This is a genomic window from Nocardia xishanensis NBRC 101358 (genome assembly GCF_001613365.1).
Lineage (GTDB): Bacteria > Actinomycetota > Actinomycetes > Mycobacteriales > Mycobacteriaceae > Nocardia > Nocardia xishanensis.
This window is the reverse complement of the sequence record NZ_BDCF01000001.1, coordinates 179,275-203,749: the sequence shown is the minus strand read 5'-3', so window position 1 is coordinate 203,749 and position 24,475 is coordinate 179,275. Positions and strand designations below refer to the sequence as shown.

At 68.1% G+C, this 24,475-nt stretch carries 29 protein-coding genes; 12 read left to right on the top strand and 17 right to left on the bottom strand.

Going from position 1 to position 24,475, the window contains the following annotated elements:
• Nucleotides 1-148 precede the first annotated feature (148 nt).
• A complete protein-coding gene (locus tag NX1_RS01020) occupies nucleotides 149-1,036 on the top strand; it encodes a TIGR01777 family oxidoreductase (RefSeq protein WP_068052836.1) in 888 nt (295 codons plus the stop codon).
• Nucleotides 1,037-1,043: 7 nt separating this feature from the next.
• Here the strand turns inward: NX1_RS01020 and NX1_RS01015 are convergent, their stop codons facing one another.
• Nucleotides 1,044-1,496 (bottom strand): hypothetical protein, encoded by a 453-nt coding sequence (locus NX1_RS01015; protein ID WP_174555440.1) that lies wholly within the window; start codon nucleotides 1,494-1,496, stop codon nucleotides 1,044-1,046.
• Between the two features lie 227 nt (nucleotides 1,497-1,723).
• Here NX1_RS01015 and NX1_RS01010 point away from each other — a divergent pair, with 227 nt between their 5' ends.
• A complete protein-coding gene (locus NX1_RS01010; RefSeq protein WP_068052830.1) occupies nucleotides 1,724-2,305 on the top strand; it encodes a LysM peptidoglycan-binding domain-containing protein in 582 nt (193 codons plus the stop codon).
• 120 nt (nucleotides 2,306-2,425) lie between these two features.
• Here NX1_RS01010 and NX1_RS01005 read toward each other — a convergent pair whose 3' ends face one another.
• From NX1_RS01005 to NX1_RS00990, 4 genes are read right to left on the bottom strand one after another with little or no spacing between them, the layout of a single operon-like run.
• Complete coding sequence (locus tag NX1_RS01005) at nucleotides 2,426-3,214, bottom strand: AAA family ATPase (protein WP_068052132.1); 789 nt, start codon at nucleotides 3,212-3,214, stop codon at nucleotides 2,426-2,428.
• A 30-nt stretch (nucleotides 3,215-3,244) separates the two neighbouring features.
• Entirely contained in the window at nucleotides 3,245-3,913 is a 669-nt protein-coding gene (locus tag NX1_RS01000; protein ID WP_169812153.1) for an HAD family hydrolase, read from the bottom strand.
• Nucleotides 3,914-3,915: 2 nt separating this feature from the next.
• A complete protein-coding gene (locus tag NX1_RS00995) occupies nucleotides 3,916-5,517 on the bottom strand; it encodes an MFS transporter (protein ID WP_068052130.1) in 1,602 nt (533 codons plus the stop codon).
• A 39-nt stretch (nucleotides 5,518-5,556) separates the two neighbouring features.
• Nucleotides 5,557-6,183 (bottom strand): DEAD/DEAH box helicase family protein, encoded by a 627-nt coding sequence (locus NX1_RS00990; RefSeq protein WP_068052126.1) that lies wholly within the window; start codon nucleotides 6,181-6,183, stop codon nucleotides 5,557-5,559.
• Between the two features lie 129 nt (nucleotides 6,184-6,312).
• Between NX1_RS00990 and NX1_RS00985 the strand changes: the two genes are divergently transcribed.
• Nucleotides 6,313-6,891: a TetR/AcrR family transcriptional regulator gene (locus NX1_RS00985; RefSeq protein WP_068052123.1), complete on the top strand. Its 579-nt coding sequence runs from the start codon at nucleotides 6,313-6,315 to the stop codon at nucleotides 6,889-6,891.
• 11 nt (nucleotides 6,892-6,902) lie between these two features.
• On the opposite strand, the gene NX1_RS00980 is transcribed toward NX1_RS00985, so the two are convergent.
• The 6 genes from NX1_RS00980 to rpmB all read right to left on the bottom strand — a co-directional run bounded on the left by NX1_RS00980 (nucleotide 6,903) and on the right by rpmB (nucleotide 10,353).
• Nucleotides 6,903-7,892 carry an AvrD family protein gene (locus NX1_RS00980; RefSeq protein ID WP_068052120.1) on the bottom strand — a complete coding sequence of 330 codons (990 nt, stop codon included), beginning with the start codon at nucleotides 7,890-7,892 and terminating at the stop codon, nucleotides 6,903-6,905.
• 39 nt (nucleotides 7,893-7,931) lie between these two features.
• Nucleotides 7,932-8,927 carry a beta-ketoacyl-ACP synthase 3 gene (locus NX1_RS00975; protein ID WP_245668252.1) on the bottom strand — a complete coding sequence of 332 codons (996 nt, stop codon included), beginning with the start codon at nucleotides 8,925-8,927 and terminating at the stop codon, nucleotides 7,932-7,934.
• A 415-nt stretch (nucleotides 8,928-9,342) separates the two neighbouring features.
• Nucleotides 9,343-9,597 (bottom strand): 30S ribosomal protein S18, encoded by a 255-nt coding sequence (rpsR, locus tag NX1_RS00970; RefSeq protein WP_011211513.1) that lies wholly within the window; start codon nucleotides 9,595-9,597, stop codon nucleotides 9,343-9,345.
• Between the two features lie 32 nt (nucleotides 9,598-9,629).
• A complete protein-coding gene (gene rpsN / locus NX1_RS00965; RefSeq protein WP_068052115.1) occupies nucleotides 9,630-9,935 on the bottom strand; it encodes a 30S ribosomal protein S14 in 306 nt (101 codons plus the stop codon).
• Between the two features lies 1 nt (nucleotide 9,936).
• On the bottom strand, nucleotides 9,937-10,107 hold the full coding sequence (gene rpmG / locus NX1_RS00960; protein WP_067784286.1) for a 50S ribosomal protein L33: 171 nt from the start codon (nucleotides 10,105-10,107) through the stop codon (nucleotides 9,937-9,939).
• Between the two features lie 9 nt (nucleotides 10,108-10,116).
• The gene (gene rpmB / locus NX1_RS00955) at nucleotides 10,117-10,353 is read right to left on the bottom strand and encodes a 50S ribosomal protein L28 (RefSeq protein WP_068052112.1); all 237 of its coding nucleotides are present in this window, start codon (nucleotides 10,351-10,353) and stop codon (nucleotides 10,117-10,119) included.
• Nucleotides 10,354-10,496: 143 nt separating this feature from the next.
• Between rpmB and mrf the strand changes: the two genes are divergently transcribed.
• From mrf to rpmF, 3 genes are read left to right on the top strand one after another with little or no spacing between them, the layout of a single operon-like run.
• On the top strand, nucleotides 10,497-11,819 hold the full coding sequence (gene mrf, locus NX1_RS00950; protein ID WP_245668251.1) for a ribosome hibernation factor-recruiting GTPase MRF: 1,323 nt from the start codon (nucleotides 10,497-10,499) through the stop codon (nucleotides 11,817-11,819).
• A complete protein-coding gene (locus tag NX1_RS00945; RefSeq protein WP_068052107.1) occupies nucleotides 11,816-12,082 on the top strand; it encodes a type B 50S ribosomal protein L31 in 267 nt (88 codons plus the stop codon). Before mrf ends, NX1_RS00945 begins: the two co-directional genes overlap by 4 nt.
• Nucleotide 12,083: 1 nt before the next feature.
• Nucleotides 12,084-12,257: a 50S ribosomal protein L32 gene (rpmF, locus tag NX1_RS00940; protein WP_068052105.1), complete on the top strand. Its 174-nt coding sequence runs from the start codon at nucleotides 12,084-12,086 to the stop codon at nucleotides 12,255-12,257.
• Between the two features lie 292 nt (nucleotides 12,258-12,549).
• On the opposite strand, the gene NX1_RS00935 is transcribed toward rpmF, so the two are convergent.
• Genes NX1_RS00935 through NX1_RS00910 form a run of 6 tightly spaced genes read right to left on the bottom strand, consistent with a single transcriptional unit; the run spans nucleotide 12,550 to nucleotide 18,450 of the window.
• Entirely contained in the window at nucleotides 12,550-13,590 is a 1,041-nt protein-coding gene (locus tag NX1_RS00935; protein WP_068052102.1) for a DUF1906 domain-containing protein, read from the bottom strand.
• A 41-nt stretch (nucleotides 13,591-13,631) separates the two neighbouring features.
• Nucleotides 13,632-14,393, bottom strand: coding sequence for an MHYT domain-containing protein (locus tag NX1_RS00930; RefSeq protein ID WP_068052099.1), 762 nt, complete (start codon nucleotides 14,391-14,393; stop codon nucleotides 13,632-13,634).
• A gap of 11 nt (nucleotides 14,394-14,404) precedes the next feature.
• The gene (locus tag NX1_RS00925; RefSeq protein WP_068052096.1) at nucleotides 14,405-14,989 is read right to left on the bottom strand and encodes a GTP-binding protein; all 585 of its coding nucleotides are present in this window, start codon (nucleotides 14,987-14,989) and stop codon (nucleotides 14,405-14,407) included.
• A gap of 25 nt (nucleotides 14,990-15,014) precedes the next feature.
• A complete protein-coding gene (locus NX1_RS00920; RefSeq protein WP_068052093.1) occupies nucleotides 15,015-15,389 on the bottom strand; it encodes a DUF742 domain-containing protein in 375 nt (124 codons plus the stop codon).
• Between the two features lie 8 nt (nucleotides 15,390-15,397).
• Nucleotides 15,398-15,808, bottom strand: a complete 411-nt coding sequence (locus tag NX1_RS00915; protein ID WP_068052090.1) for a roadblock/LC7 domain-containing protein — start codon at nucleotides 15,806-15,808, stop codon at nucleotides 15,398-15,400.
• Nucleotides 15,805-18,450 (bottom strand): sensor histidine kinase, encoded by a 2,646-nt coding sequence (locus tag NX1_RS00910; protein ID WP_068052087.1) that lies wholly within the window; start codon nucleotides 18,448-18,450, stop codon nucleotides 15,805-15,807. Before NX1_RS00910 ends, NX1_RS00915 begins: the two co-directional genes overlap by 4 nt.
• A gap of 355 nt (nucleotides 18,451-18,805) precedes the next feature.
• On the opposite strand from NX1_RS00910, the gene NX1_RS00905 reads away from it, so the two are divergent.
• The 6 genes from NX1_RS00905 to NX1_RS00885 all read left to right on the top strand — a co-directional run bounded on the left by NX1_RS00905 (nucleotide 18,806) and on the right by NX1_RS00885 (nucleotide 24,398).
• The gene (locus NX1_RS00905; RefSeq protein WP_068052085.1) at nucleotides 18,806-19,492 is read left to right on the top strand and encodes a response regulator transcription factor; all 687 of its coding nucleotides are present in this window, start codon (nucleotides 18,806-18,808) and stop codon (nucleotides 19,490-19,492) included.
• A 10-nt stretch (nucleotides 19,493-19,502) separates the two neighbouring features.
• Nucleotides 19,503-20,975, top strand: coding sequence for a HAMP domain-containing sensor histidine kinase (locus NX1_RS00900; RefSeq protein ID WP_157119468.1), 1,473 nt, complete (start codon nucleotides 19,503-19,505; stop codon nucleotides 20,973-20,975).
• Nucleotides 20,976-21,047: 72 nt separating this feature from the next.
• Nucleotides 21,048-22,460 (top strand): S1C family serine protease, encoded by a 1,413-nt coding sequence (locus NX1_RS00895; protein ID WP_084500734.1) that lies wholly within the window; start codon nucleotides 21,048-21,050, stop codon nucleotides 22,458-22,460.
• Nucleotides 22,457-23,026 carry a MogA/MoaB family molybdenum cofactor biosynthesis protein gene (locus NX1_RS00890; protein ID WP_218024028.1) on the top strand — a complete coding sequence of 190 codons (570 nt, stop codon included), beginning with the start codon at nucleotides 22,457-22,459 and terminating at the stop codon, nucleotides 23,024-23,026. Before NX1_RS00895 ends, NX1_RS00890 begins: the two co-directional genes overlap by 4 nt.
• Nucleotides 23,023-23,214: a hypothetical protein gene (locus tag NX1_RS38590; protein ID WP_373864853.1), complete on the top strand. Its 192-nt coding sequence runs from the start codon at nucleotides 23,023-23,025 to the stop codon at nucleotides 23,212-23,214. Before NX1_RS00890 ends, NX1_RS38590 begins: the two co-directional genes overlap by 4 nt.
• A 509-nt stretch (nucleotides 23,215-23,723) precedes the next feature.
• Complete coding sequence (locus NX1_RS00885; RefSeq protein WP_068052081.1) at nucleotides 23,724-24,398, top strand: MspA family porin; 675 nt, start codon at nucleotides 23,724-23,726, stop codon at nucleotides 24,396-24,398.
• Nucleotides 24,399-24,475 lie beyond the last annotated feature (77 nt).

The window sequence follows — 24,475 nt, the reverse complement described above, 5'->3', positions numbered from 1 at the left end:
TGCTCTCCGCGTTTTTCGTACCCGGGGCATTCGGAGCGGTCGATGTGCCGGAGCCGCAAGGCTTTTCGGTAAAACAGACTGGACGTCTGGATCTCACTATCTGGAACGGCATCTCCGGAACAGTATTTCCATGGTGCAGAATGTACGCATGCGTATCGTGGTCGCCGGGACATCGGGGTTCCTCGGCAAGTATCTGGTCTCCAAGCTGAACGACGACGGCCACGAGGTGGTCCGCCTGGTGCGCCGGCAAGCCCTGCGACCCGACGAAATCCATTGGGACCCTTACGGTTCCGAATTCGACAGCGGCATCGTCGGCGGAGCGGGCGCGGTGATCAACCTGTGCGGCGCCACCGTCGCCGGCAAGCGCTGGACGCCCGCCTACAAGGAGGAGATCCGGGCCAGCCGCATCGTGCCGACCGAGGTGCTCTCGCGCGCGGTGGCCGAGACCGGCGTCCCGGTTCTGCTCAACGCCTCGGCCGCGGGCTGGTACGGCGACAGCGGGGACCGGGACGTCGACGAGTTCGCACCGCACGGACCCGACTTCCTCGCCACCATGTGCCGGGACTGGGAGGCCGCGACCGAGGCCGCCTCCGCCGCCGGTGTCCGCGTGGTGAAGCTGCGCACCGCGAACGTGCTCTCCGCGGATTCCATGCTGGTCGAGAAGCTGCGCCCGCTGTTCCGCCTCGGGCTCGGCGGCAAGTTCGGCACCGGTCGCCAGTACCTGCCGTGGATCACCCTGCACGACTGGCTCGCCGCGGTGGACTGGCTGCTGACCTTCTCGGTCTCGGGCCCGGTCAATCTCTCCGCGCCGGAGACCGTCACCAACGCCGAGTTCACCACCGCGTTCGCCGCCGCGCTGAACCGGCGGGCCCGGCTGACCCTGCCCGGCCCGGTGCTGAAACTGATCGGCGGCGAGGGCGGCGCCGAGCTGCTGCACGGGCACCGGATGGTGCCGAAGGTGTTGGTGGGCAACGGTTTCGAGTTCACCCACGGCACTCTGGAACAGGCCATGAAGTACACCTTCGCCGTGCGCTGAGTCTCGGTCAGCTCGCGCTGAGCACCGCCCGGTCGCCGAGCGGCGCCTTCAGCGGGATCTCCATCGTGCCGAACACCGCGATCATCACGCACATCCTGCCGACCGCGTCGGCACGGGTGCCGCCGCGCAATTCCACCGTGACCGCCTTGTCGGTCTCGGTGGTCACCGCGTCGACGCCGTAGCACTCCGGCGCGCCCGTCTGGAAGTTGACGGCGATCTTGTCGTCGGCGACGCGGGCCCACGACATGAACGGGATCGGGTGGGCGCCGACGATCGTCGGGTCGGGCGTGAACGGCCGGCCTTGCGCCTGCGCGACCTCACTCGGCGTGCTCGGCGCGGACGTGGTCGCGCCAGGAGAGGTGTTCTGTTGCGCGCCATCGTCATCCGAACCGCCGCACCCCGCGACGGCGAGACCGAGCAGCAGTGCGACGGCGGCGAGGGAGATGCGTCGGCGATTCATGCCGACCACCCTAGGGGACGAAGTCGGCGGACCGGTCCGCGGCTGTATACACCGATGTCCGGTGGGGCGCGACGCGGCGGATGTCACACAGTGAACATTCCGCGAACCATGCGCGTAATCCGTGTGCTGATATCGGGCGGACTGTAGATTCGGCGGCGGTGCGCGCCAACGGCTTTCGGCGCGCACCGTTGTCAAAGCTCTGCACAGTGATCTTCGAAAGGAACAACGTGGGCGACACGCTGCGCGTAGGCGAAGAACTGGGACTCGGCCAGTCCCTGACCGGCGGTGCGTACACCCTGACTCTGCAATCGGACGGCAATCTCGTGCTGTCGGAACCGGGTGGAAACGTCGTATGGGCCACCCAGACTCACGACCAGGGTGTGGAGCGGGCGGTTCTACAGCACGACGGCAACTTCGTGCTCTACAAGGGCGAGGGCGCCGCCTGGTCGACCGAGACCAACGACACGGACGCGGACCGGCTCGTCGTGCAGGCCGATCGCAACGTGGTGCTGTACGGCGCCGACGGCAGCGCGCTGTGGGCCTCGGGCACCGACACCGACAACCCGCTGCCCGCGCCGGAGCCGGAGCCGCAGCCGGAGCCGGAGCAGCCGGCGGCCCCGGTCGCCGAGGAGGTGCCCCCGCCGCCCGCGCCGGAGCCGCGCACCTACACCGTGGAGCCGGGCGACACCCTGTGGGCCATCGCCGAGCGCTTCTACGGCGACGGCAACCGCTACCAGGAGATCGCCGACGCCAGCGGCATCCCCAACCCGGATGCGATCAACCCCGGCCAGGTGCTGACCATCCCGTAAGCGGCACACCGCGCGGGCCGGCGAAAAGCGACGTGGGCCCCCGGGACTATCTCTCGGGGGCCCACGTCTTTCGCGTGAATGGTCTGAGGGCGCTTGCGCGCCTTTGTCTTTCGTTGGCGGTCAGTACCGCATGGCGTAGGAGACCTTGCGCCACAGCGATTTCTTGCGCTGGGCGGCCTTGAACCGGTCGTCCTCCTCCAGCACCGCGGTCGCGGAGGTCACCCGGCGTTGGGCTTCGGCGATCGCCTCGTCGACCGGCATCACGGTCTCCAGGTCGAACAGCTCGACGATCCGGGAAACCCGTTCGTGCACGGTCCCGCCCACCACTTCGTAGGGCAGCCCGATGTCCTTGACCACTTGCAGCAGCGTGTCGTCGGACAGCTTACGGAACGGTTCGGACACCGGGCGGTGACCGTCGGTCTTCATCGGAAACTCTACCGGCAGATGCACATAGGCGTCGTACAACCTGGCGGCCCTTTCCTTGACGACGTCGCCGATGATGTCGGTGTACTCCCGCAGCGGCGCCTTGCGCCCGAAGCCCGCGGCGGCCTTCACGGTGCGCAGCAGCAGGCCTGCGCCGGGGTTGATGCCGACCGCCATCCGCGCGGTGCCGTACACCCATTCGTGCACCACGGAACCGTCGGAAATGAAAGAGCCCTCACCGGATTCGTTGTGCACCCGTTCCTCGAAACGGCGCAGCCCGAGTTGCAGCAGCTCGATGGAGTTCAGCTCCATCACCGTCTTGCCGGGCGCCAGATCGATCAGCAGCTCACGGGAGGTGAGCGCGTGCGTGCGCGGAATGCCGGTGGCGATCGAGAGCGTCTCGGTCGTCGTGCTCTTGCCGACGCCGTAGGTGCCGGAGATGGCCAACTTCAGGCTGTCGCGGCGCTGTCCGCCGACTAGGTACACGGGTCCTCCGATCGTCGGTGGTCGACACGCTCAGTGGTCGTCACGCAGCACTTCCCAGCCCCGCACCGCGGCGACCCGCTCCAGTGCGGGATCGACCGGGACGACCGCCGGGTGACCGACCGTTTCCAGCACCGGTACGTCGCTGAGATGGTCGCCGAAGCCGAAATCGCCCGCGAGATCGTGCTCGGGATATCTGGCCGCGAACGCCTCCACCTCGGCGCGTTTGGCCGCGCCGATGAGGGACTTGCGCACCGCACCGGTGTACACGCCGCCGCGCTCTTCCAGCTCGGTGCACAGCACGCCCGCGCAGTCCAGCTCCCGCTCGATGGGTCGCAGGCAGGCGCGGAAGGAGCCGGACACCAGTACCGTCTCCACGCCCTGCGTGCGCAGCTCGCGCAGGCGGCGCACCACGGGCTCGCGATAGAGCCCGTCGGCGCGCACGCGCTCGTGCCAGCCGCGCGTGGCGTCTTCGACCTCGCGGACCGAGATGTCCGTCCAGAGCAGGTAATAGCTCCGGTTCAGCGTTTCCCGGTCCGCTCCGGTCGCGGCCAGGCGTTGCATCCGCGTCTGATGCATGGCCAGCACCTCCGCGCGCCCCGTGCCTTCGAAGAAGTACAGCGCGAAGTGCTGCAGCGTGCTGATCCGCAGCAAGGTGTGGTCGACATCGGTGAACGCGAAGCGCGGCCTGGTCGCGAGCACGGTCAGGCCACCGGCGCGGGCTGGGCGCCTTCGGTCGGCACACCGGGGGTGGCCAGCGCGGCCTCGTCCAGATCGCGGCTGCGCAGCGTGAAGAACGCGATCGCGCCGGAGATCGCAGCGAGCACCGCGGCCAGCACCATGGCGTTCTCCAGGCCGCTCACGAACGCGGATTCCGCTGCGGCGCGGACCGATTCGGCGACCGACTCGGGAACCTGGGCCGCGACGACGGAAGGACCGCCGGCGGCCACCGCGTCGCCGGCCTCGGCTGCCTTGTCGGCGAAGACCGTGCGCGCCGCCTCCGATTCGGTGAAGGCGCTGCCCACCCGGTTCTGGAAGAACGCGCCGACCGCCGCGATGCCGATGGCCAGGCCTGCCTGCTGGAAGGTCTCGTTCACACCCGAGGCCATGCCCGCCTTGTCCGGCGTGGTCACCGCGATGGAGAACGCGGCGCGCGGCGGGTTGAACACGCCCATGCCGAGACCGATCAGCACCATGCCGGGAATCAGCGCGGTCCACGAGGAGCCTGGCTCGACGAGCAGCACCGCGATCAAGCCCGCGGCGATGAGCAGCTGCGAGGCGCCGACCAGGATCGCGGGCGGCAGCTTGGCGACCATGCTGCCCGCGATCGCGGCGGCGACGAACAGCAGCAGCGTCAGCGGCAGGAAGCGGACGCCGCTGGAGAAGGCGCCGTAGCCGAGCAGATTCTGCACGTAGGAGATGAGCAGGAACAGCGCGGGCATCACCGAGAGCGCGCACAGCGCGGTCACCACGGACAGACCGTTGAAGGTGCGGTTGCGGAACAGGGTGAGGTCGAACATCGCGTGAGTCGGCCGGGAGATCTGCAGCCAGGTGAAGACGGCGAGCAGCACCAGTGCCAGGGCGAAGCAGCCGATGATCCGGCCGCTCGTCCAACCGTCCTGCTCACCACGCATGAAGCCGAGCACCAGGAAGAACAGGCCGGCGGAGAAGGTCACCATGCCCGGCCAGTCGAGGGGCGGCGGTGTGTCGCTGCGGGATTCGCGCATCTTCAGGTAGCCGACGGCGAGCGCGGCGATGGTCACCGGCACGTTGATCAGGAAGATCCAGCGCCAGCCCGCGGTTTCGGTGAGGCCGCCGCCGATCAGCGGGCCGAACGCGATCGCCAGACCCGCGACGCCGCCGAACACGCCGAACGCCATGCCGCGGTCCTTACCGCGGAACTCGTGCCCGAGCAGCGCCGGGCCGACCGCGAAAAGGATCGCGCCGCCGAGGCCCTGCACCAGGCGGGCGAGGATCAGCACGAAATCGTTCGGCGCGAGCCCGCAGGCCAGCGACGACAGCACGAAGATCACCAGGCCCGCGTCGAAGACCTTCTTGCGGCCGATGCGGTCGGCGAGCGAGCCCGCCGCGAGCAGCACTGCGGCGAGGCCGAGTGCGTAGGCGTCGAGGATCCACTGCAGCGCGGAGAACGTGGAATCGAAGGCCGCCCTGATGTCGGGTAGCGCGACGTTGACGACGGTGAGGTCCAGCATCAGCATGAACGTGGCCAGGGCGACAACGACCAGGGTCCAGATCGCACTGTCCGATCGCTGTGGTGTCTTGGTTAATGCGCCTGCGGATGCCATGGGAATCCCCTCCAGGTGGTATGCGGCGACGGCTGTTGTTTACGCGGCTTGCAACGCTGCGGAGACCGCGTCGGGCACCGGCATCAGCTGCGGGAGCTGATACATGCCGGCCACCCGGGTGACGATTTCCTCGATGGACCCCCCGATCACCAGATAGGGGACGGTCCCTTCGTGCAGGGTGTCGAGCAGGAGTCGATCGATGGTGGTGCGGTATCGGTCATCGCCATCGGTGGCCGATTTCCGGTCCATCCTGAGATGGACGAACCCGTCGTAGGTGACGTTGGCCCGCCGCGTCACGATTCCGCCGTGCGCCAGCAGGTACCGCTTCTCGAAGATGCGATAGGGCAGGTCGCGCGGGTTCCACAGCCAGCGCCGGAGCCTGCGGGTTCGCCGCAGCGCCTCGGCCGCCACCCATTCCTCGAGCACCGAACCGTCGGAGATGAAACCCGAGGCCAGCCTGGCTTCGGAATCCACGCGCTGTTCGAAGCCGCGCACCGCGGCGTCGACCGTCGGCGCCAGCCTGCGGTCGGCCCCCGGGGTGGCGAGGTGGGTGGAGATGGCCGCGTAGTCCAGGCCGGTGGCCAGCGCGAGTGCGGTGCAAACGGTGGTCTTACCCGTTCGCGGTGCGCCGGTCACGGCCAGTCGTAGCGCGGGTGCATCCTTCATCGGGCGTCCTTGTATTGCGGGTGCCCGCACTCTCGCGTATCCGCTTGTGCCCAAGCGGAATACGCGAACGCGGAATGCGGTCTCACCGGGTTCATCGAAAATCTAGTAATCGAGTGATAACTTGTCAACATGAGGCCCAGACTGAGCGCGGCCGAGCGCCGCGAGATGATTCTCGAGGCCGCGGGGCGGGCGTTCTCGCGGGGTGGCTACGCGGGCACGAGCACCGACGTCGTCGCGCTGGAGGCCGGGGTGTCGCAGCCTTACGTGGTCCGCATGTTCGGCACCAAGGCGGATCTGTTCCAGGAGGTCTTCGACCGGGCCGTCGCCGCCTTGCTCGCCGCGTTCACCGCCGAACTGGAGGATCGGGAGGTGGCCGCGTCGCCCGAGGTCTGGGATCGGCTCGGCGGGGTGTACAACCGCCTCGTCGAGAACCGGGACGTGCTGGTGGTCCTGTTGCAGGGCTTCAGCGCGGCCGCCGGTCATCCGCAGATCGCCGCCGCCGCAAGGCGTTTCGTCTCCGCGCTGTACACCCTGCTGGTCGAACGCACCGGGTGTGGCCCCGAGCGCGCACGGGAATTCATCGCCAACGGCATGCTGCTCAACGCGCTGCTGGCGATGAACGCCACCGAACACGCCGACGACCCCGCGCTGGCCGCGCTCGCGCGATGCGCGCTCGGCCAGGACTGCGGGTTCGACGACGCTCCGTGACCAGGGCATGCCTAGTCGGGCAGCTGGTGGGCGAGCAGGCAGAACCCGGTGACGCCCTGGAACTCCTTGATCAGCAGATCGGCGCTGCGCCAGCGCTGGCCGCCGCGGTCGATGGTCGAGGTGCGGCGGATTTCCACCGTGCCGTCGAACGACTCGGCGGAGGAGCGGCGCGGCCCCTCGGTGACGAACTCGAGCTTGCGCATCCACAGAGTGTTGCTGCTGTTCCGGTCGAGTCCGTCCATCTGGTAGAGCAGGATCTGGGAGAGCTGCGCCGCGCCGACGATGGCGTCGATCGGCGAGACCGAGTCCCAGTAGGCCGATTCGGCGCCGACGTAGCCGCCCTCGACGCCGGCGTTCACCCGCTGCTTGCTGTTGATGCGGGAGGCGGACTCGTCGACGGTGAGGTCCGTCGCGGTCAAGGTGTGGTCCTTGACGCCGTTCAGGTAGTAGTGCGGCGCGGGTCCGTAGATGTCGCTGAGCTGCGCGATGTGGTCGACGCCGGGCACGTCCAGCGTGCCGGAACCGACCGGGTGCACCATGGTCAGCGTGCCGGTCAGGTTGCCGACGCGGAACTTGAAGGCCGTCTCGAGCTCTTCGGCGTCGTCCGCGGTGATGGTGGTGATCTCCGCCTCGACCGGAATGTTGTCGAGGTCCTCGTGCGGCGCCGCGCCCGCGCGTACGGCCGCCTGGCGCACCCACATGCGAGAGGATTCGGCGGCGCCGAGGTCGCGAGCGTGCGTGATCGCCGCGTCGCATAGGGAGGCCGCGAGCATGACCGTGTCGACGCTGCTGACGTGCGGCACGAGCTCGCGGTGCTTCTTGGTCGACCAGGCGGCCGGGTAGCTCAGCCGCGCGGTACCGGAGTATTTGGTGCCGACCTGGGTGGATCGGCGGATCTGGAGGTCGGTCAGTTCTGGACTGACTTTTTTGTAACCCTCACCGAAGTATCGATCGGACCGAGGTCCGAGGGGCTCGTCGTAGCTGGAAAAAGAAACGGTCATGGCAGAGCAACTTTCGAAGAGCGATCGAGCGATTCGGTTTCAGGCAACCTGGGGCAGGTCGAAAACCTGTCCCGCATACGACAGGCCGGCGCCGAAAGAAACCTGCAGAGCAAGTTGTCCCGGCTTTGCCCGGCCCGAAGACACCAGGTCATCGATCGCCAACGGAAGGGCGGCGGCGGAAGTGTTTCCGGCCCGTCGGACGTCGTCTGCGATCACTACCGATTCGTCCTGCCAGCCGAGTTTGCGAGCAACCCCGTCGATGATTCGCAAATTCGCCTGATGCGGGATGAATACCTCGACGTCGGCGAGCGTGATACCGCCGGCGTCTGCGATTTCGGAAACTATCCTCGGCACCGCGCCGGTCGCCCAGCGGAATACTTCGGTGCCTTCCATGTGCAGGAAGGGAGTGGTCGTGGTGGTCGGCGCCGCGCGCAGTTCCTCCCACGTGGGTTCCTGCCTGATCAGGCGGGCCTGGGTGCCGTCGCTGCCCCATACGGTGCGCCTGATGTGCCCGGATTCGGTGCGGCCGACGAGGGCTGCGCCCGCGCCGTCACCGAAGATGGGAGCCACCGACCGGTTGTTGGGATCGATGACGTGGCTGAGCTTTTCGGAGCCGATGACCAGAATGTTGTCGGCCTGGCCCGCGTTGATCAGCGCGGCGGCTTGGCCGATGCCGTGCGCGTAGCCGGAGCATCCCGCCGAAATGTCGAAGGCGGCGGGTCCGGCACAGCCGAGTTCGGCGGCGACGATGGCCGCTGCGGCCGGAGTCTGGTTGAGGTGGGTCGAGGTCGCGAGCATCACGACGTCGATCTGGCGAGCGGACGTTGCGGCGGCGTCGAGCGCTTTCTGCGCGGCCGATGCGGCCATCGAAATTACTGTCTCGTGATTTCCGGCGAATCTACGTTCGGTAATTCCGGTCCGCGTTAGTATCCACTCTTCGTCGACGCCCAATTCGGGGGCGAGGTCGGAATTGGAAACAATTCGATCGGGCCGGTATGATCCGATCATCAAAACTCCGGCTTGTAAAGCCGTCATACTTCCCACCCCCGAGAGGTGAATTCGTCAATTCTGTATGCATCAATGTATCACCCGTCCAGAATTCGCGAGTCAGATCACATTGCTATAACGCCTGCATAACAGGCAACTGTGACGAAGGTCACGTTTTTTCATAGACTATTGACATGGCTCGATCACCGGCCTTCGCCCGCCCCGTTGCCGGTAGATTGCCATTCATTAACTACTTATTGGTAATCGAGTGATGCGCACCCGATGAAGTGGTCGGCGTGCGAGTTGAGGCCGGTCGCGCCGGTTCGCTCGATCGATAACCAGGAATTGTCCGTCGGGCCGCCGTGGGCGGCTCGTCGGTCGACGAACCGCGCATACGACAACGGCGGGGGCTCGGATGCGTCACGCACCCGAGCCCCCGCCGTCGAGGCTGGAAGACCTCGCGCTACCGGCTGGTGAACGGCAGCAGGGCCATCTCGCGGGCGTTCTTCACCGCGACGGCGACCTGACGCTGCTGCTGCGGGGTGAGCCCGGTGACGCGCCTGCTGCGAATCTTGCCGCGGTCGGAGATGAACGTGCGCAGCAGGTTCACGTCCTTGTAGTCCACCGTCTCGATCCCCGCGGCGATCAGCGGGTTCTTCTTGGGGCGACGGGCCTGTTCCGCGCGGACCTTCTTCGACGGTGCTCGCTTGACTGCCATATCAGGGGTTCCTTCTACGGGATCGGTGGTTCTTACCAGCTCGATTTGTGCACACCGGGAAGCTCTCCCCGGTGGGCCATCTCGCGCACACGCACACGGGAGAGGCCGAACTTCCGGAGGTGGCCGCGCGGACGTCCGTCCGCCACATCCCGGTTGCGCAATCGTACCGGACTGGCATCGCGGGGCAGTCGCTGCAGTGCCGCCTGTGCGGCGGCGCGATCGGCCTCGGATGTGGCCGGTCGCCGGATCAGTTCCTTGAGTTCCGCACGGCGCGCGGCGTACCGGGCGACGACGGCTTCGCGCTGCTCGTTGCGGGCGATCTTCGACTTCTTCGCCACCTCAGCGCTCCTCGCGGAAGTCCACGTGCTTGCGCACCACGGGGTCGTACTTCTTCAGCACCATGCGGTCCGGGTCGTTGCGCCGGTTCTTGCGCGTGACGTAGGTGTAGCCGGTGCCCGCGGTGGACTTCAGTTTGACGATCGGCCGGATATCGGTCGACTTCGACGCCATGAGAGCTCCTCAGATCTTCTCGCCGCGCAACCGGATGCGGGCGACAACGGCCTCGATCCCGTCCCGGTCGATGGTCTTGATGCCCTTGGCCGAGACGGTCAGCGTGATGCGGCGGTCCTCGCTGGGCAGGTAGTAGGTCTTGCGCTGGATGTTGGGGTTCCAGCGGCGGCTGGTCCGCTTGTGCGAGTGCGACACGGACTTGCCGAATCCGGGCTTGCGCCCGGTCACTTGGCAGTGGGCCGACATGCGGGCTCCCTCCATTCGGGACTGGCACCGGCCGGAGTCGCCAGAGCAGACAGCGGAAGATGACAATCATTTTCGACAACGACTGCCCGACACTGTAGCGTTGCCTTACGGCAAATGAAAATCGTTATTGAAAGGGGTTCCTGGTGGTAGTGCCTGATCCCGCCCTGCTCCCACCCGAGCCCGACGGCCGGACGCCGGTGGTGCTGGTCACCGGCCTGCCGGGACGCGCCGCGACGGGCGTTGACCGTGTCGCCGCCGCGCTGCTCGGCGGTGAGGGCGCCGTCGTCGTCCGCCACGAATTGAGCGAGCTGCGCGAGGGCATCGTGCGCCGCACGGTCCGCACCGCGACGGACGCCAGGACCACCGTGCTCGAACTGGCGCACGGCTGCGTCTCCTGCACGCTGCGCGCCGATCTGCTTCCGCTGCTGTGCACGCTGGCCGCGCGGGAGTCGGTGCGGCGCATCGTGCTCGCGCTCGACCCGGCCTTCGAGGCCGAGGCGGTGTGCCAGGCCGTCGGCGATGTCGTGGTGACCGGCGTCGTCGGCCGGGTGGACGGACCCGCGGGAAGGGACGTGCGCGTCGAGGCGGTGCTGAGCTGCCTGGACAGCGGGCAGTGGCTGGCCGATGCCACCGGTGACGAGACCCTCGCCGAGCGCGGCCTCGCCGCCGCGGACGACGATCGCACCGTCGCGCAAGTGGCCGTCGGCCAAGTCGACTTCGCCGACGCGGTGGTTGCCATCGGCCCCGCGCTCGACGCCGTGGAGCAGGCCAGGCTCGGCGCCGTGCTGGCTCGCCTGGTTCCGGACGCGCCCGTCGCTTGGATCGACGACTTGGATGGCCTCACTACCGCGGACGTAGACGCGTTGCTCGCGCGGATCCCGGCGCAGGCGCGCCGCGGCCGGACCTTCGACGCGCACGCACCGCTGCTGCGTGGACAGCCGCCGCTGGTGGCCGAGCACGGCGTCACCCTGATCGAGTTCGCGGCTGGCAGGCCCTTCCATCCCGGCAGGTTGCACGAGGCGCTCGACGTGCTGTTCGAGGGCGTGGTGACCGCGCGCGGCCGGATCTGGCTGGCCACCCAGCCCGACGAGGTCGTCTGGCTGGAGTCCGCGGGCGGCGGGCTGCGCATCGGCGGCGCGGGCCGCTGGCTGGCCGCGATGAGCGAGGACGAGGTGGCGCGGGCGGATCGGGACCGGCGGGCGCTCGCGGCGTTGCGCTGGGACGACCGCTTCGGCGACCGGGACGTCTCGCTGGTGATCCTCGCGCACGACGCCGATCCCGCCGAGATCCGTCGGGCGCTGCACTGGGCGCTGGTCGAGGACGACGAGCTGCGGCTGGTCGAGCGCGCGCCCGAGCGGGTCGCGCTGTGGGACGACCCGTTCGGCGACTGGCATGCCGATCCGTGCGAGGACGGACTGATCGACGAGGTCGCGCAGACCGAAAGTCGGAGAGGAGAAGGAAAGTGAAGACAGGTGTCCACCCGGACTATCACCCGGTGGTGTTCGAGGACTCCAGCACCGGCAAGCGGTTTCTCACCAGGTCCACCGCGACCAGTGCGCGGACCGTGGAGTGGGAGGACGGCAACATGTACCCCTTGCTGGTGGTCGATGTGACCGCCGACTCGCACCCGTTCTGGACCGGCGCGCACCGCGTGCTGGACACCCAGGGCCGGGTCGAGAAGTTCGAGCGCAAGTACGGCAGGCGCGTGCGCGCCGGACGGGAGGCCTGAGATGGCGGTGCCCAAGCGGAGGATGTCGCGGTCCAACACCCGCAGCCGTCGCTCTCAGTGGAAGGCGACGCCGCCCGCGTTGGTGCCGGTGACCGTCGGCGGTGTGGTCCACCGGGTGCCACGCCGGCTGGTGCAGGCCGCGCGTCGCGGCTTGATCGACTTGGCTCGTCTCTGAGTCGGCGTCGCCAACGGCGAACAGTCAGCAATCTTCCGGCTACTGATGTGTCGTGGATCACATGGCGTTATTTCCGAATTGCCGCGTGCGACAAGGTAACTGAGGCGTGAAATACCGACTTAGAGTTGGTTTTTTGGGGTATTAAAAGTCTCCGTGCAGTGATGATTTCGTGCTCACACGCCGGTACGCTCATCCGAGAGGGCGGGTTCTTCTGGTTCTCGGGAGAACCCGCTCATCGCCAAATTCGGCAATTCCTCCCCAAAACCGTTCTCGCGAACGATCTTTCGGTGACCTATGACTTGCCGACGTGTGCCGCGGGCTCCGTGTCCGAATGTCCCGGCAATCCAGGCAAATCCGGCAGCAGCGATTCCAGTCGCGCCAGCTGCGCGCCGATCAACTCGGCGGGGCCCTCGATCAAGGAGAGCGGCCACGGCCAGCGGTGCCCCTCCAGTCGCTGTACCTCCTCGACCAAGTCGGCGGTCGTGGCCTCCAGTTCGCTGATCTCCGTGCGCAATTCGCCGACCTGGGTGCGCAGGGCCTCGGTGTCGCCCTCCAGCTCGTCGATCCGGCGTTGCATCTCGTCGATGCGGCTCAGCGCGGCGGCCAGCCCGTCGACCATCGTCAGGTGTCTGCCTTCGGTGTCGGTGCCCAGCTGCGGCCACCCGGCGAGACCCGGCCCGCGCAACTGGGTCTGGATGTCGCGCAGCACCGCGTCCTGCTCCGGCGTCATGTCCGGTTCCTCCTGTACGAAATCCCATTGGCCGAAATCCACTGTCTCGGCCACGTTCACATCGCAGAGCACGCCGTTGACCCGGACCTGGCGCAGCGTCTGGTGAATATTGCGCCTGGTCTCCACGTTGCCGCCCGACCACGCGTCGGTCTGCCAGGCCCAGGCGGCGCTGCCCGCGTCCAGCGCCCTGCTGACCGTCCAATACCCGCCGTAGATGCCGACATTCGCGGCGCCGAGCACGGTGGCGGCCCCGTCCAGATACGCGTCGATCGCCACCTGGTCGTGCGGGGTGGCGTCGAAATCCGCCGAGAAGTAGATGGGCCGGTCGCGACGGCCGCCGCAGCGCAGCACCTGCGCGAGGCCTGCCCGCGCGTCCACAATGCCCGCGTTGTAGCCGTCCAGCATGCGGGCGGCGGTGGTCTCCCAGTTGGAGACGATGGAAATGTCGTGTGCCCGAAGATCGTCGGCCTCGGCGGGCGTCAGCTGCTTACCTGGCAGACTCGGGCCGCCCGGCGTCAGATAGCGCACCACGAAGTCGAAACCAGCCGCCCGGATGGCAGCGCCCCCCGGACGTCCACCGGAGTAGTCCAGGCCGAAGCGCATGTGTCCCACTGTAAGACGTCGACCGCGCGGTGCGTCGCGGTTCAGCGCATCAGCCCGGGCTGCCGCGACGGCAGCGACGACGGCGTCCTCCGGTCAGGGGCGACCAGCACCGCGGTGATCGGCACGGCCAGCGACAGCACGCCGATGACGAACATCGGCATCAGGAAGGAGAACAGGTCGTCACCGGTCGGCATGGCGGCGCGCTGGTCGATCCGCAGCTCCAGCCCGGCCATTCGCAGATAGTGCATCCCGATGACAGCGCACCCGAACAGGGCGGAGGCCCCGACGACAGCGGACGTCGGCCACATGCGCTGCACGAACCACAGTGTGGCCAGCGAGATCACGATGCTGAGCGCGCCCGCGGCGAGCACTTGCCACAGTCCGAATTCGAGCTTGCCGCGCACCTGCACGGCGCTCATCCCCAGAGCCAGCATCAGGCTCGTGCCGACGCCCATCAGCACACCGCCGCCGAGCAGGCGCGCCAGCTGCGGCGTCCGCCCGACCAGCACCAGCCCCCCGAAGACCGCGAGCACGGCGAGCACAGCCGCTCCGATGAGCCGGACGACGTCGTAGCGGATCATGGTGTCGCCCGAAGGCGTGACACCGAGCATCGTCACGAAAATCGCCAGCCAGGTACCGATTCCGCCGATCGAGATCGCGGCCGAGGCCAGCCAGACCAGCCGGAACTTGGACGTCACCGATTTGGTCGACTGGCGGATGCAGATCAGACCGATCAACGCGCCCGCCATCGCCACCAGGATCGACAGGCCTAGCACCCAATAACCCATGGAGAAGTAGGACAAAGCAGCGAACCTCACACCTGCCCGACGGGCTGCTCTTGCTGTTGTGCGGCGAGCCGCTGGATCGCGTACTCCGTCACGGCGGCGAGGGATTGGCGCACTTCCATGGCGTTGCGAGCGTCGATGTCGACGATCGGGACGCCGGACCGCACCGAGAGCGCCTCGCGTAGCTCGGCGACCGGGAACCGCGGAGCGTCCGGAAAACGGTTGACCGCCACCAGGAACGGCAGTCCGCGCGCTTCGAAGAAGTCGACGGCGGCGAAGCTGTCCTCGATGCGACGGGTGTCGACGAGCACCACCGCGCCGATCGCGCCGCGGATCAGGTCGTCCCACATGAACCAGAACCGGCGCTGGCCCGGCGTGCCGAACAGGTACAGCGTCAAGTTCCCCGGCAGCACGATGCGGCCGAAATCCATGGCGACCGTCGTGGTTTCCTTGCCCGGTGTGGCGGCGAGGTCATCGATGCCGTCGGAGAAACCGGTCACCATCGCCTCGGTGCGCAGCGGGACGATCTCCGACACCGCGCCGACGAAGGTGGTCTTGCCAGCGCCGAATCCCCCTGCGACAACGATTTTCGTAGACGCGGTGCGGTTGTCCATGGGTGCCGAACCGTACGGCTGGGAGTTATAGGGCGCGGAGTCCACGCAAAGTCCTCTCCATCAGGGACCGGCGCTCGTCGTAGCTCGCCTGGTCGCTCAGGGTCCAATGCACGCGTAGCGTCCCGGCGACGACGAGATCGCCGATCACGACCCGGACCAGTCCGAGCGGCCGCTGTAGCTGGGCCGATATTTCGGCCACCGAAAGACGTGCGGTGCCGAGCCGCACGATATCGGTGCGGATATCGCCGACCGGCCATTCGAAATGGGCAGTGTAGGAGATGGTCTCGATGACCGCCTCCAAGGGAAGGTCGACCGCGGGTTCGGTACGCCCCGAGGTCAGGGCGTAGGGACGAACGCGGGTGGGTGGTGTGCCCGGCCCCCCGCCGGATGGGTTAGACATCGCACGCTCTACACGGCCGTCCGGGCGGTGGCCTGAACCACCGAACCGACACGATCCACGAGTAGCGCCATCTCATAACCGATCCGGCCGATGTCGTGCGTCTTGTTGGCGAGCACCGCCAGGTGCGAACCGTTGCCGACAGTCATCACCAGCAGGTAGCCGCGCTGCATGTCGACGATGGATTGCATCACCTTGCCGCCGTTGAACAACTGGGCGGCGCCGGTGGACAGGCTGGCCAGACCGGCGGTGACCGCGGCCAGCTGCTCGGCCCGGTCCGAAGGCAGGTGCGGGCTCGTCGCCTGCAGCAGGCCGTCGGCCGACACGAGCACCGCGTGCGTGACACCCGGCACGTCCCGCGTGAAGCGGGTCACCAGCCAGTTCAGATTCTCGTCTGTGGTGTTGCCTGGTTTCTCGGTCATGCAAGCCCTCCGTCGTTGTACTGGGCGTCGGCCCGCCCGCTGCGGACCCCGCTGAGATGCCTCGTCAAGCTATTGCGGATCTCGTCAGGATTCCGCGTGTTGGATTCGTTGGTCGGCGCCAGACCGCCCGGGACCAGCTGCGCTCCCGGCTGCCGGATGGGCAGGCCGCCGGAGGTGCGGCCGGAGTTGGTCGGGTTGCTCGCCTCCGCGGCGGCGGCCCAGCCGACGTCGGCGGGGGAAGTCCAAGCGCCGCCGTCGTTCTCGGAACCGGCGGAAGCGGGTTCGACCAGCCACTCCGAGACCATGCGCTGGTAGATGGGCGTCGGGGACTCCGGGTTCACCGGTCGCAGACCGGTGATCGTGGCCTGCGCCGCGTTCGCGAGCGCCGCGGGCTCTGGCACCTCGTAGGTCGCGGTCTCGGCCCAGACGTCGACGTGCGCGGGTTCCTCGGGCGCGGCGGGCGCTGGCACGGGCGCAGGCAGTGCCCGCGGCTCCACCGAGCGCGGCGCACCGTTCTCGTTGCGCATCCGCATCGGCAGCGGGCCGCCGCGGCCGGGATCGGTGGTCTCGGCATCGATCACCGGCGCAGCGCGGTCGGCCGGGGTGGCCACCCGGATCGCCGGGCGGCGCTGCGGCAGACCGGTGCCGCTCATCTCGAACGACGAGGTGTGTTCCGGCAGCGCGAGGCTCGGCACCGGCACCAGCATGCGCGGGGGCGCCACGGTGGGTTCGGGCGCGTTGTCCTGCGGCTGCGGCGCGGTGAGCTGCGGAGCCTTGTCGCTGATCGGCACCGGGGAGACCAGGGTGCCCGGCAGGTGCACGCTCGCCGTGATGCCAGGCTGCTGTGCCATTGCCGAGGTGCGGCGCAGGTTGACCGTGATGTTGTGCCGCTTGGCGAGCCGGCCGACCACGAAAAGACCCATGCGGCGCGCGGTTTCGACGGTGACCTCACCACCGGAGGCGAGGTGCTCGTTGACCGTCTGCAGGTCCTCGGCCGACATGCCGAGACCGCGGTCGATGATCTCGATCAGGTAGCCGCCGTCCACCGCGCGGGCTACCGAGACGGCCACCGGAGTGGTGGGCGGTGAGTAGCGCAGCGCGTTGTCGATGAGCTCGGCGAGCAGGTGCTCGACGTCGACGGCGGGCTCACCGGGCACGATGCCGTCGGGCGCGCTGCCGATCTCGACGCGCTGGTAGTCCTCGACCTGGGAGACCGCGCTCCACAGCATGTCCGACAGCGGCACCGGCGGCAGGTGTCCGCGGCGCAGCGCGGTGCCCGCGAGCACCAGCAGGTTGTCGCCGTTACGGCGCATGCGGGTCGCGAGGTGGTCGAGGCGGAACAGGCTCTGCAGGCGCTCGGAGTCGTCCTCGTCGTGCTCGAGCTCCTCGATCAGCGTCAGCTGCTGCTCGACGAGCGACTGGCTCCGGCGCGAGAGGGTCTCGAACATGCTGCCGATCTGGAGGCGCAGACGCGCCTGCTCGGCGGCGAGGTGGAGCGCGGCGCCGTGGATGTCGTCGACGGCGCGGGCCAGCTGGCCGATCTCCTCTGTGGTGTGCACATCGACGCGGGTCGGCTCCGGCGTGGCGTTGCCGGAACGCACGACCTCGAGCTCGTTGGGCAGGTCGACGTGCGCGACCTGGAGCGCGCCGTGCCGCAGGCGGCGAATCGGGACGACGAGCGAGCGGGCGACCGCGAGCGCGAGGGCGAGACCGGCGAGCAGCGTCGCGACCACGATCGCGATATCGCGCAACACGATGCCGCGGACTTCGGCGGTCCGGTCGGCCAGTCGCGCGTCGATGGTGTCGACCAGGTTCAGCGTGGTCTGGTCGTAGGCGGTGGCACTGGTGCGCAGCGAGTCGATGACCGGCTGGCTGCCCGCTGGGTCGCCGAGGTTCTGGCTGAAGGCGCCGAGGCGGACGTTCACCGCGTCGATCAGCACGCTGGCGTTGAGCGCCGAAGACGGCTGCAGCTGGGCGAACTGGCTCAGCAACACCAGCTCACCACCCGCGGTGATCAAAACCGTCGGGCGCACGGCCGGGTTGCGGTCCGCGCCGGGCGAACCGATCAGCAGGTACTGCTGGGTGTGCAGCCTGCGCGCGTTGGTGGTCACACCGAGCTGGAGGAAGTACCGCTGAATGGTGATCTCTTCCAGCGAGGTCGAACGCGCGATCGCGTTGCCGATGCGGGCGGCGACCTCGTCGGCCTGCTGGCCGATCGCCACCGGCGAGCTGTTGCGCAGGCCGTTACGCATCGCGCGGCCCGCTGTGAGCGCCGCGTCGAGCTCGTTGACCACGTCGGTCGGCGCGCCCGTCGAACGCAGGGCGGTCTGGAGATCCACGGCCGCCTGGTCGAACCGGCCCGCGATGCGGTCCAGGTCGGCGTCGGTGGTGTGGTCCTCCCACGTGGTCGCCGTGCTGACGGCGAGTTGTTCGGTGGCCGAGGCGAAACCGAGCATCGGCCGGATGATCCTGGCCTGGTCGGTCGCCGCGTCGAGGTCGCCGATCGTGTTCAACTCGTCGTTGATTCGCAATACCGCGAACGTCGAGGCGAGCACCACCGGCAGCAGTAGCACGATCCCGACCTTGCGGGTGACGGACCAGTTCGACAGCCTGAATTGCCGGGAACGCGGTGCTGCATCCATCCGCTTCCGTCGCCTCCACTCCGCGCGGGGTCCCCGGATGGCTAGTGGCTGTTTCACATAAGTATGGGACCAACCCGCTGAGAACCAACTCGAGGTCTTGTTTTTACCGCTGGGAACATACCGTGCTGAGTGTGTAACGGCAATCCGGGGCACTCGTCTTGATATTCCTCTAATATGGCTGAGCAGAACAAGTTTCGGTACCGGAGTGGGACTCGCGAGGACCGAAATCCGCGCGCGCCGGTGAAAGCCCCTGGTCATCGGTGGTGCTCCGCCATGTCGCCTCTCGGGCGCGGTTCGCGGCGTGTCGGGCATCCCCTCTCAGTTGGCTCTCAGTCGATGCGGTCAAACTGGTGGCATGCGCATTCTGGTAGTCGATGACGATCGCGCCGTCCGGGAATCGCTGCGTCGGTCGCTGACCTTCAACGGCTACTCGGTCGATCTCGCGGTGGACGGTGTCGATGCCCTCGAGAAAGCCACCGTGCAACGCCCGGACGCACTCGTGCTGGATGTGATGATGCCGAGATTGGACGGGCTCGAAGTTTGCCGACGGTTGCGCAGCACCGGTGATGATCTTCCGATTCTGGTTTTGACGGCGCGCGATTCGGTTTCCGAAAGGGTTGCCGGACTCGATGCCGGAGCCGATGACTATCTGCCGAAGCCATTTGCCCTCGAGGAATTGCTCGCCCGGTTGCGCGCGCTGCTGCGCCGCCGCGCGCCCGAACAAGGCGACACCTCCGAGGCGATGCTCTTCGCGGATCTGTCCCTGGATCCGGTGACCCGCGAGGTGTCCCGCGGCTCCCGCTCGATCAGCCTGACCCGCACCGAGTTCGCGCTGCTGGAAATGCTGATGGCCAACCCGCGCCGGGTGCTCACCCGCAGCCGCATCCTCGAAGAGGTGTGGGGCTACGACTTCCCGACCTCGGGCAACGCGCTCGAGGTCTACATCGGCTACCTGCGCCGCAAGACCGAGGCCGAGGGCGAGCCGCGCCTCATCCACACCGTGCGCGGCGTCGGTTACGTGCTGCGCGAGACTCCGCCGTAGGCCGCGCGACATGGCTCGAAGCGTCCCCCGGCGACCCGTCATCGCCACCCTGGGCCAGCGCCAGCCCGACCCGAACGAGATGCGGCCGCCGATGCCGCTCACCCGCTCGGTCTCGCTGCGCTGGCGCGTCACCCTGCTGGCCGCCTCGGTGGTTGCCATCGCGGTCGCCTTCACCTCCATCGCCGCGTACGCGATGGTGGCGCGCGCGCTCTACGCCGATGTCGACGCGCAATTGCGGGCGCGTGCCTCGACGATGATCGACAACAACTTCGAGAGCATGGGCTTTCAATCGATCATCCTGGCCGGGCTTTTCTCCAACGATGTCGGCGTCGCGCTGATCTTCGCCGACCACAAGCCCTATATGCCGCCACAGCAGACAATTCCGCCGGTGGGGGAGCAGGAGTTCGCCGTGGCCGACGGTGAACTGACCTCATCGCTGCGCACGGTGAGCAATCAGCGCGTCCTCGCGGTGCGCACCAATTCCGGTGCGACGCTGGTCATTTCCCAGCGGCTGGAGCCAACCCGAGAGGTGCTCGACCGGCTGGCCTGGCTGTTGTTCGTTGTCGGCGGATGCGGCGTCGTGCTCGCCGCGGCGGCGGGCACGGCGGTCGGCCGCACCGGGCTCAGACCCATCGCCAGACTCACGGCCGCGACCGAACGCGTCGCGCGCACCGACGACCTCACGCCCATCCCGGTCACCGGCGACGACGAATTGGCGCGACTCACAGACAGTTTCAACACCATGCTGCGGGCGCTCGCCGAATCACGGGACCGCCAGCGGCGTCTGGTCGCCGACGCCGGGCACGAGCTGCGCACGCCGCTGACCTCCCTGCGCACCAACATGGAGCTGCTCATCGCCTCCAGCAGGCCGGGCGCGCCGCGGATCCCCGAGGAGGACATGGCCGAGCTGCGCGCGGACGTGATGGCCCAGATCGAGGAGCTGTCCACCCTCGTCGGCGATCTGGTCGACCTGGCCCGCGAGGACGCCCCCGAGACCGTCTACGAGCGGATCGACCTCGGCGAGGTGACCGAGCGCGCGTTGGAGCGCGCCCGGCGCAGGCGCGGGTCCATCGAGTTCGTCGCCGAGCTGCGGCCGTGGTTCGTCTACGGCCACGAGGCCGGACTCGAGCGTGCCGTGCTGAACGTGCTCGACAACGCCGCCAAGTGGAGTCCGGCGGGGGCCCAGGTGCTGGTCACCATGCGCGAGACCGGACGAGGTCTGCTGGAGCTCGCGGTGGACGACGCGGGACCCGGTATCCCGTCGGACGAACGGGAGCTGGTGTTCGAGCGGTTCTACCGGACCACCGCGTCCCGATCGATGCCGGGCTCGGGTCTCGGCCTGGCCATCGTCAAGCAGGTGGTGACCAAGCACGGCGGCACCATCACGATCGACACGTCCGACCGCGGCGGCGCGCAGATCCGTATCGTGTTACCAGGTGAGGGTGATGGCCTCGCGTCCCCTCAGGAGATCTCGGAGAACTGAAAGCACGGTCTCAGTCGGCTCTAAGCCGTCGTCGGCACGCTGGTCGGCAGACGTGAGGAGAAACGAGAAACCATGACGGAGGATTTCCAGGACCGCAACGTGGAACCGGGGAAGGCGGACGCCTCCGTCCCCCGGCCGACCGAGCAGTTCCCGCACGCGGGCGCGGCCGAGCACGCGGCATGGGCCGCTCCCGGCGCGGCGCACCAGACGCCCCACTATCAGCAGCAGCAGCATCCCGGCGAGCACCATCGGACGCAGCCGTTCCACGGCCCGGAATCGGGCCACGGATTCGGCGCTCCCGGCGCACCGCCGCCCCCGCACACCGTGCCGGGCGCGGCCTTCGGCGCGCTGCCGCCACAGCCGCCGCGGCGCCCGTTCCGCACCGGCCTCGTCGCGGGCGCTGTGGCGCTCGCGCTGGTCAGCGGTGGTGTCGGCGGTGCGGTCGGCGCGCTGGTCACCCGGTCCGACGACGGCAGGGCATCGGTGACCAACGCGCTGGACGCGCCCAAGCCCAATGTCAGCAACGCCTCCAACGCGCCCGCGGGTTCGACCCAGGCGGTGGCGCAGAAGGTGCTGCCGAGCGTCGTCATGATCAAGGTGGCGAGCAACCGCGCCCAGGGCGAGGGCTCCGGCGTCGTGCTCTCCTCCGACGGCCTGATCCTGACCAACAATCACGTGGCCTCCGGCGGCGGCGCGGGCGCCAAGATGGAGGTCATGTTCTCCGACGGGAGCAGCGCGCCGGCCACGCTGGTCGGCGCCGACCCTGTTTCGGATCTCGCGGTGATCAAGGTGCAGGGGAAGAACGATCTGACCCCGATCGAACTGGGCACCTCGTCGAATCTTCAGGTCGGCCAGCCGGTGGTCGCCATCGGGTCGCCGCTCGGCCTGGCGGGCACCGTCACCACCGGCATCGTCTCGGCGCTGAACCGGCCGGTGTCGACCAGCGGCGAGGGCGGCCAGAACCCCAACGCTCCGCAGCCGGTGATCGACGCGATCCAGACCGACGCCGCCATCAACCCGGGCAACTCGGGCGGTGCGCTGGTCGACGGCAGCGGCAAGCTGATCGGTATCAACACGGCGATCGCCAGCCTCGGCGCCGGCGAGATGGGCAGCCAGCAGAGCGGTTCGATCGGGCTCGGCTTCGCCATCCCGGTGGACCAGGCCCGCAGGGTGGCCGACGAGCTCATCAAGAGCGGCCACGCCACCTACGCTCAGATCGGCATCAAGCTGCGCCCGCAGGACAGCGCCGCGCTGGTGCTGGAGGCGACGCCGGACGGTCCGGCCGCCAAGGCGGGGATCCCGTCGGGCGTCGTCATCACCAAGCTGGACGACCGCTCCATCGACTCCGGCGAATCCCTCATCGCAGCCGTCCGTTCGCACCAACCGGGAGACAAGGTGAAGGTCACCTATACCGACGAACAAGGCAACAATCCGAAGACCGTCGAGGTCACCCTCATCGGCGCGCCCGCGGACGGTGGACGATGAGGCGGCCGAGTGACGCGGAATTGTCCAGCGCCGCCGCCGGGTTGCTCGGCACAGGCGCTACGGTGAGCACCATGGAAATCGATGCTCCTGTGGCGGGGCGTGCACTGGTGGTGGTCGTCGACGATCGAACGGCGCATGGAGGTGTGGACTCGCTCGGCCCGCTGGTCACCGAGCTGCTCACCGAGGCGGGTTTCCTCGTCGACGCGTCGGTGTCGGTGCAGGCCGACGAGGTGGAGATCCGCAACGCGCTGAACACGGCCGTGATCGGCGGCGTCGACCTGGTCATCTCCGTTGGCGGCACCGGAATGTCGCCGCGCGACGTGACGCCGGAGGCGACCTCGCAGGTGCTGGACCGGGAACTGCCCGGAATCAGCGAGGCGCTGCGCTCCTCCGGCCGAGTCGCCGGCTCGCTGGACGCCGGGCTGTCGCGCGGGCTGGCGGGCGTATCGGGCAGCACCCTGGTGGTGAACCTGCCCGGCACCCGCGCCGCCATCCGCGACGGTATGGCAACCCTCTCGCCGCTCGCCAGCAAAGTGATCGGCGAACTGTCCGGATTGGCCGAATAATTTCGGCCGCCGACTCCTCCGACGTCCCTCGCCCCGCCGCGCGCCGGGCGAGGGACGCCGCGCGTCTGGCGCGGATTTTCGGCGAGACTCTCCCGGAGACCACCCGCGACGAGCGCGGCGACGATCCGGACGATCGCGGTTCGGCCGACGACTGGTTGCGCTCCCAGGTTCCGCCGCATCACGGCTGAGCGCCTTTCTACTATTTAAGTCCGTACTTTAGGACGATATTCCTCCGTGATCTCCTCACCGTTTTCAATAACGGACTGTGATCTGCGCCATTCGTACGGCCCTGTCCCGTAAGCCGCGGTTGGCGTCGTTGCGACTCGTGTCGATCGGATCGGCGAATGCGCGACATTCCCGCCTGCATTTATGCACGTCAAGCGATATTGGCATGTCAGCACCAGTGATCTACATCACATTGTTCTTTACAATTCTTTACGTTGCCAGGCAGTTACCGACGGTTTAATCTTCGCCTCGAGCCACCCAAACGTAGGACCCCGCAGGCTCGGATACGGCTCGTATGTGGTCGATCCGGTGGAACCAAGGCTCGGTTCCGTTGTCAGCGAGGGGCGTTGCGCCGAAATAACAGCCGGTTACATATCGGCAACAAAGGGGCGACAAACTGAGCTGGGCCTGAGAGGACCACTGTCCAGCCTCGATGGTCGAGGTTGACTGTTTGAACCTGATGAGGGGAAGTATGAGCGAGAACCGCACCAACGGTCTGCGTCGCGGTGCCCGCGTCGCGGGCGTCGGCGCCGCCGCGGCCGTTGCCATGGGCCTGCTGTCGACCGGTGCTGCCAATGCCGACACCTTCGTGCCGTTGCCGGACGGTCAGAAGGTCGGAGCCGGCGTGACCCTGACCCGCACGGGTGAGCACGCCCTGATTTCGCCGTCCCTTGCCGCCAACGGCGCCGGTCGCGTCGTCTGGGTCTCGGGCAACGCCACCGCCGATGTCACTGTCACTCCCGAGGGTACGGTCGGCCCGAACAACGGTCCCGCGGGCGGCCCTGGCACCAACAACTCCTCGACCCACGGCGCTTCCCAGCTGAGCACCGGCTACATCGTCGGCTGCCAGGTGAGCATCGCCGACGACGCCATCTCCGCGGGCGTGTCGGGCGGCGTCAACCTCGACGGCTTCAGTATGGGCGGCTCCATCGGCCTGAACCTCGGCCCGGGCGAAGTGAAGTTCGTGCAGATCGACTACAAGGACATCTTGAAGCCGGGCGTGTACTCGGTCGAGTACCAGGACGCGGAGATCGAGATCCAGGGCTGCGCGGGCTACGCCCAGGCGCGTGCCTACACCGTGGTCGAGATCATCGGCGACCACTACTCGAAGACCACCCTCTACGGGATGCCTTTCAGCATCGGCTGACGTCTGTCGAGCCCACCGCGGCGAGCGCGGACCGCGATCGATCGCACGAGCGATCGTCGCCGGTGCCGGGCCGCCGC

What these genes read in the sequence shown, in the direction of transcription:
- NX1_RS01020 (WP_068052836.1), top strand. Translation starts at nt 149, where the DNA reads ATGCGTATCGTGGTCGCCGGGACATCGGGGTTCCTCGGCAAGTATCTG.
- NX1_RS01015 (WP_174555440.1), bottom strand. Translation starts at nt 1,496, where the DNA reads ATGAATCGCCGACGCATCTCCCTCGCCGCCGTCGCACTGCTGCTCGGT.
- NX1_RS00995 (WP_068052130.1), bottom strand. Translation starts at nt 5,517, where the DNA reads ATGGCATCCGCAGGCGCATTAACCAAGACACCACAGCGATCGGACAGT.
- NX1_RS00990 (WP_068052126.1), bottom strand. Translation starts at nt 6,183, where the DNA reads ATGAAGGATGCACCCGCGCTACGACTGGCCGTGACCGGCGCACCGCGA.
- NX1_RS00985 (WP_068052123.1), top strand. Translation starts at nt 6,313, where the DNA reads ATGAGGCCCAGACTGAGCGCGGCCGAGCGCCGCGAGATGATTCTCGAG.
- NX1_RS00980 (WP_068052120.1), bottom strand. Translation starts at nt 7,892, where the DNA reads ATGACCGTTTCTTTTTCCAGCTACGACGAGCCCCTCGGACCTCGGTCC.
- NX1_RS00975 (WP_245668252.1), bottom strand. Translation starts at nt 8,927, where the DNA reads ATGACGGCTTTACAAGCCGGAGTTTTGATGATCGGATCATACCGGCCC.
- rpsR (WP_011211513.1), bottom strand. Translation starts at nt 9,597, where the DNA reads ATGGCAGTCAAGCGAGCACCGTCGAAGAAGGTCCGCGCGGAACAGGCC.
- rpmG (WP_067784286.1), bottom strand. Translation starts at nt 10,107, where the DNA reads ATGGCGTCGAAGTCGACCGATATCCGGCCGATCGTCAAACTGAAGTCC.
- rpmB (WP_068052112.1), bottom strand. Translation starts at nt 10,353, where the DNA reads ATGTCGGCCCACTGCCAAGTGACCGGGCGCAAGCCCGGATTCGGCAAG.
- rpmF (WP_068052105.1), top strand. Translation starts at nt 12,084, where the DNA reads ATGGCGGTGCCCAAGCGGAGGATGTCGCGGTCCAACACCCGCAGCCGT.
- NX1_RS00935 (WP_068052102.1), bottom strand. Translation starts at nt 13,590, where the DNA reads ATGCGCTTCGGCCTGGACTACTCCGGTGGACGTCCGGGGGGCGCTGCC.
- NX1_RS00925 (WP_068052096.1), bottom strand. Translation starts at nt 14,989, where the DNA reads ATGGACAACCGCACCGCGTCTACGAAAATCGTTGTCGCAGGGGGATTC.
- NX1_RS00920 (WP_068052093.1), bottom strand. Translation starts at nt 15,389, where the DNA reads ATGTCTAACCCATCCGGCGGGGGGCCGGGCACACCACCCACCCGCGTT.
- NX1_RS00915 (WP_068052090.1), bottom strand. Translation starts at nt 15,808, where the DNA reads ATGACCGAGAAACCAGGCAACACCACAGACGAGAATCTGAACTGGCTG.
- NX1_RS00910 (WP_068052087.1), bottom strand. Translation starts at nt 18,450, where the DNA reads ATGGATGCAGCACCGCGTTCCCGGCAATTCAGGCTGTCGAACTGGTCC.
- NX1_RS00905 (WP_068052085.1), top strand. Translation starts at nt 18,806, where the DNA reads ATGCGCATTCTGGTAGTCGATGACGATCGCGCCGTCCGGGAATCGCTG.
- NX1_RS00900 (WP_157119468.1), top strand. Translation starts at nt 19,503, where the DNA reads ATGGCTCGAAGCGTCCCCCGGCGACCCGTCATCGCCACCCTGGGCCAG.
- NX1_RS00895 (WP_084500734.1), top strand. Translation starts at nt 21,048, where the DNA reads ATGACGGAGGATTTCCAGGACCGCAACGTGGAACCGGGGAAGGCGGAC.
- NX1_RS00890 (WP_218024028.1), top strand. Translation starts at nt 22,457, where the DNA reads ATGAGGCGGCCGAGTGACGCGGAATTGTCCAGCGCCGCCGCCGGGTTG.
- NX1_RS00885 (WP_068052081.1), top strand. Translation starts at nt 23,724, where the DNA reads ATGAGCGAGAACCGCACCAACGGTCTGCGTCGCGGTGCCCGCGTCGCG.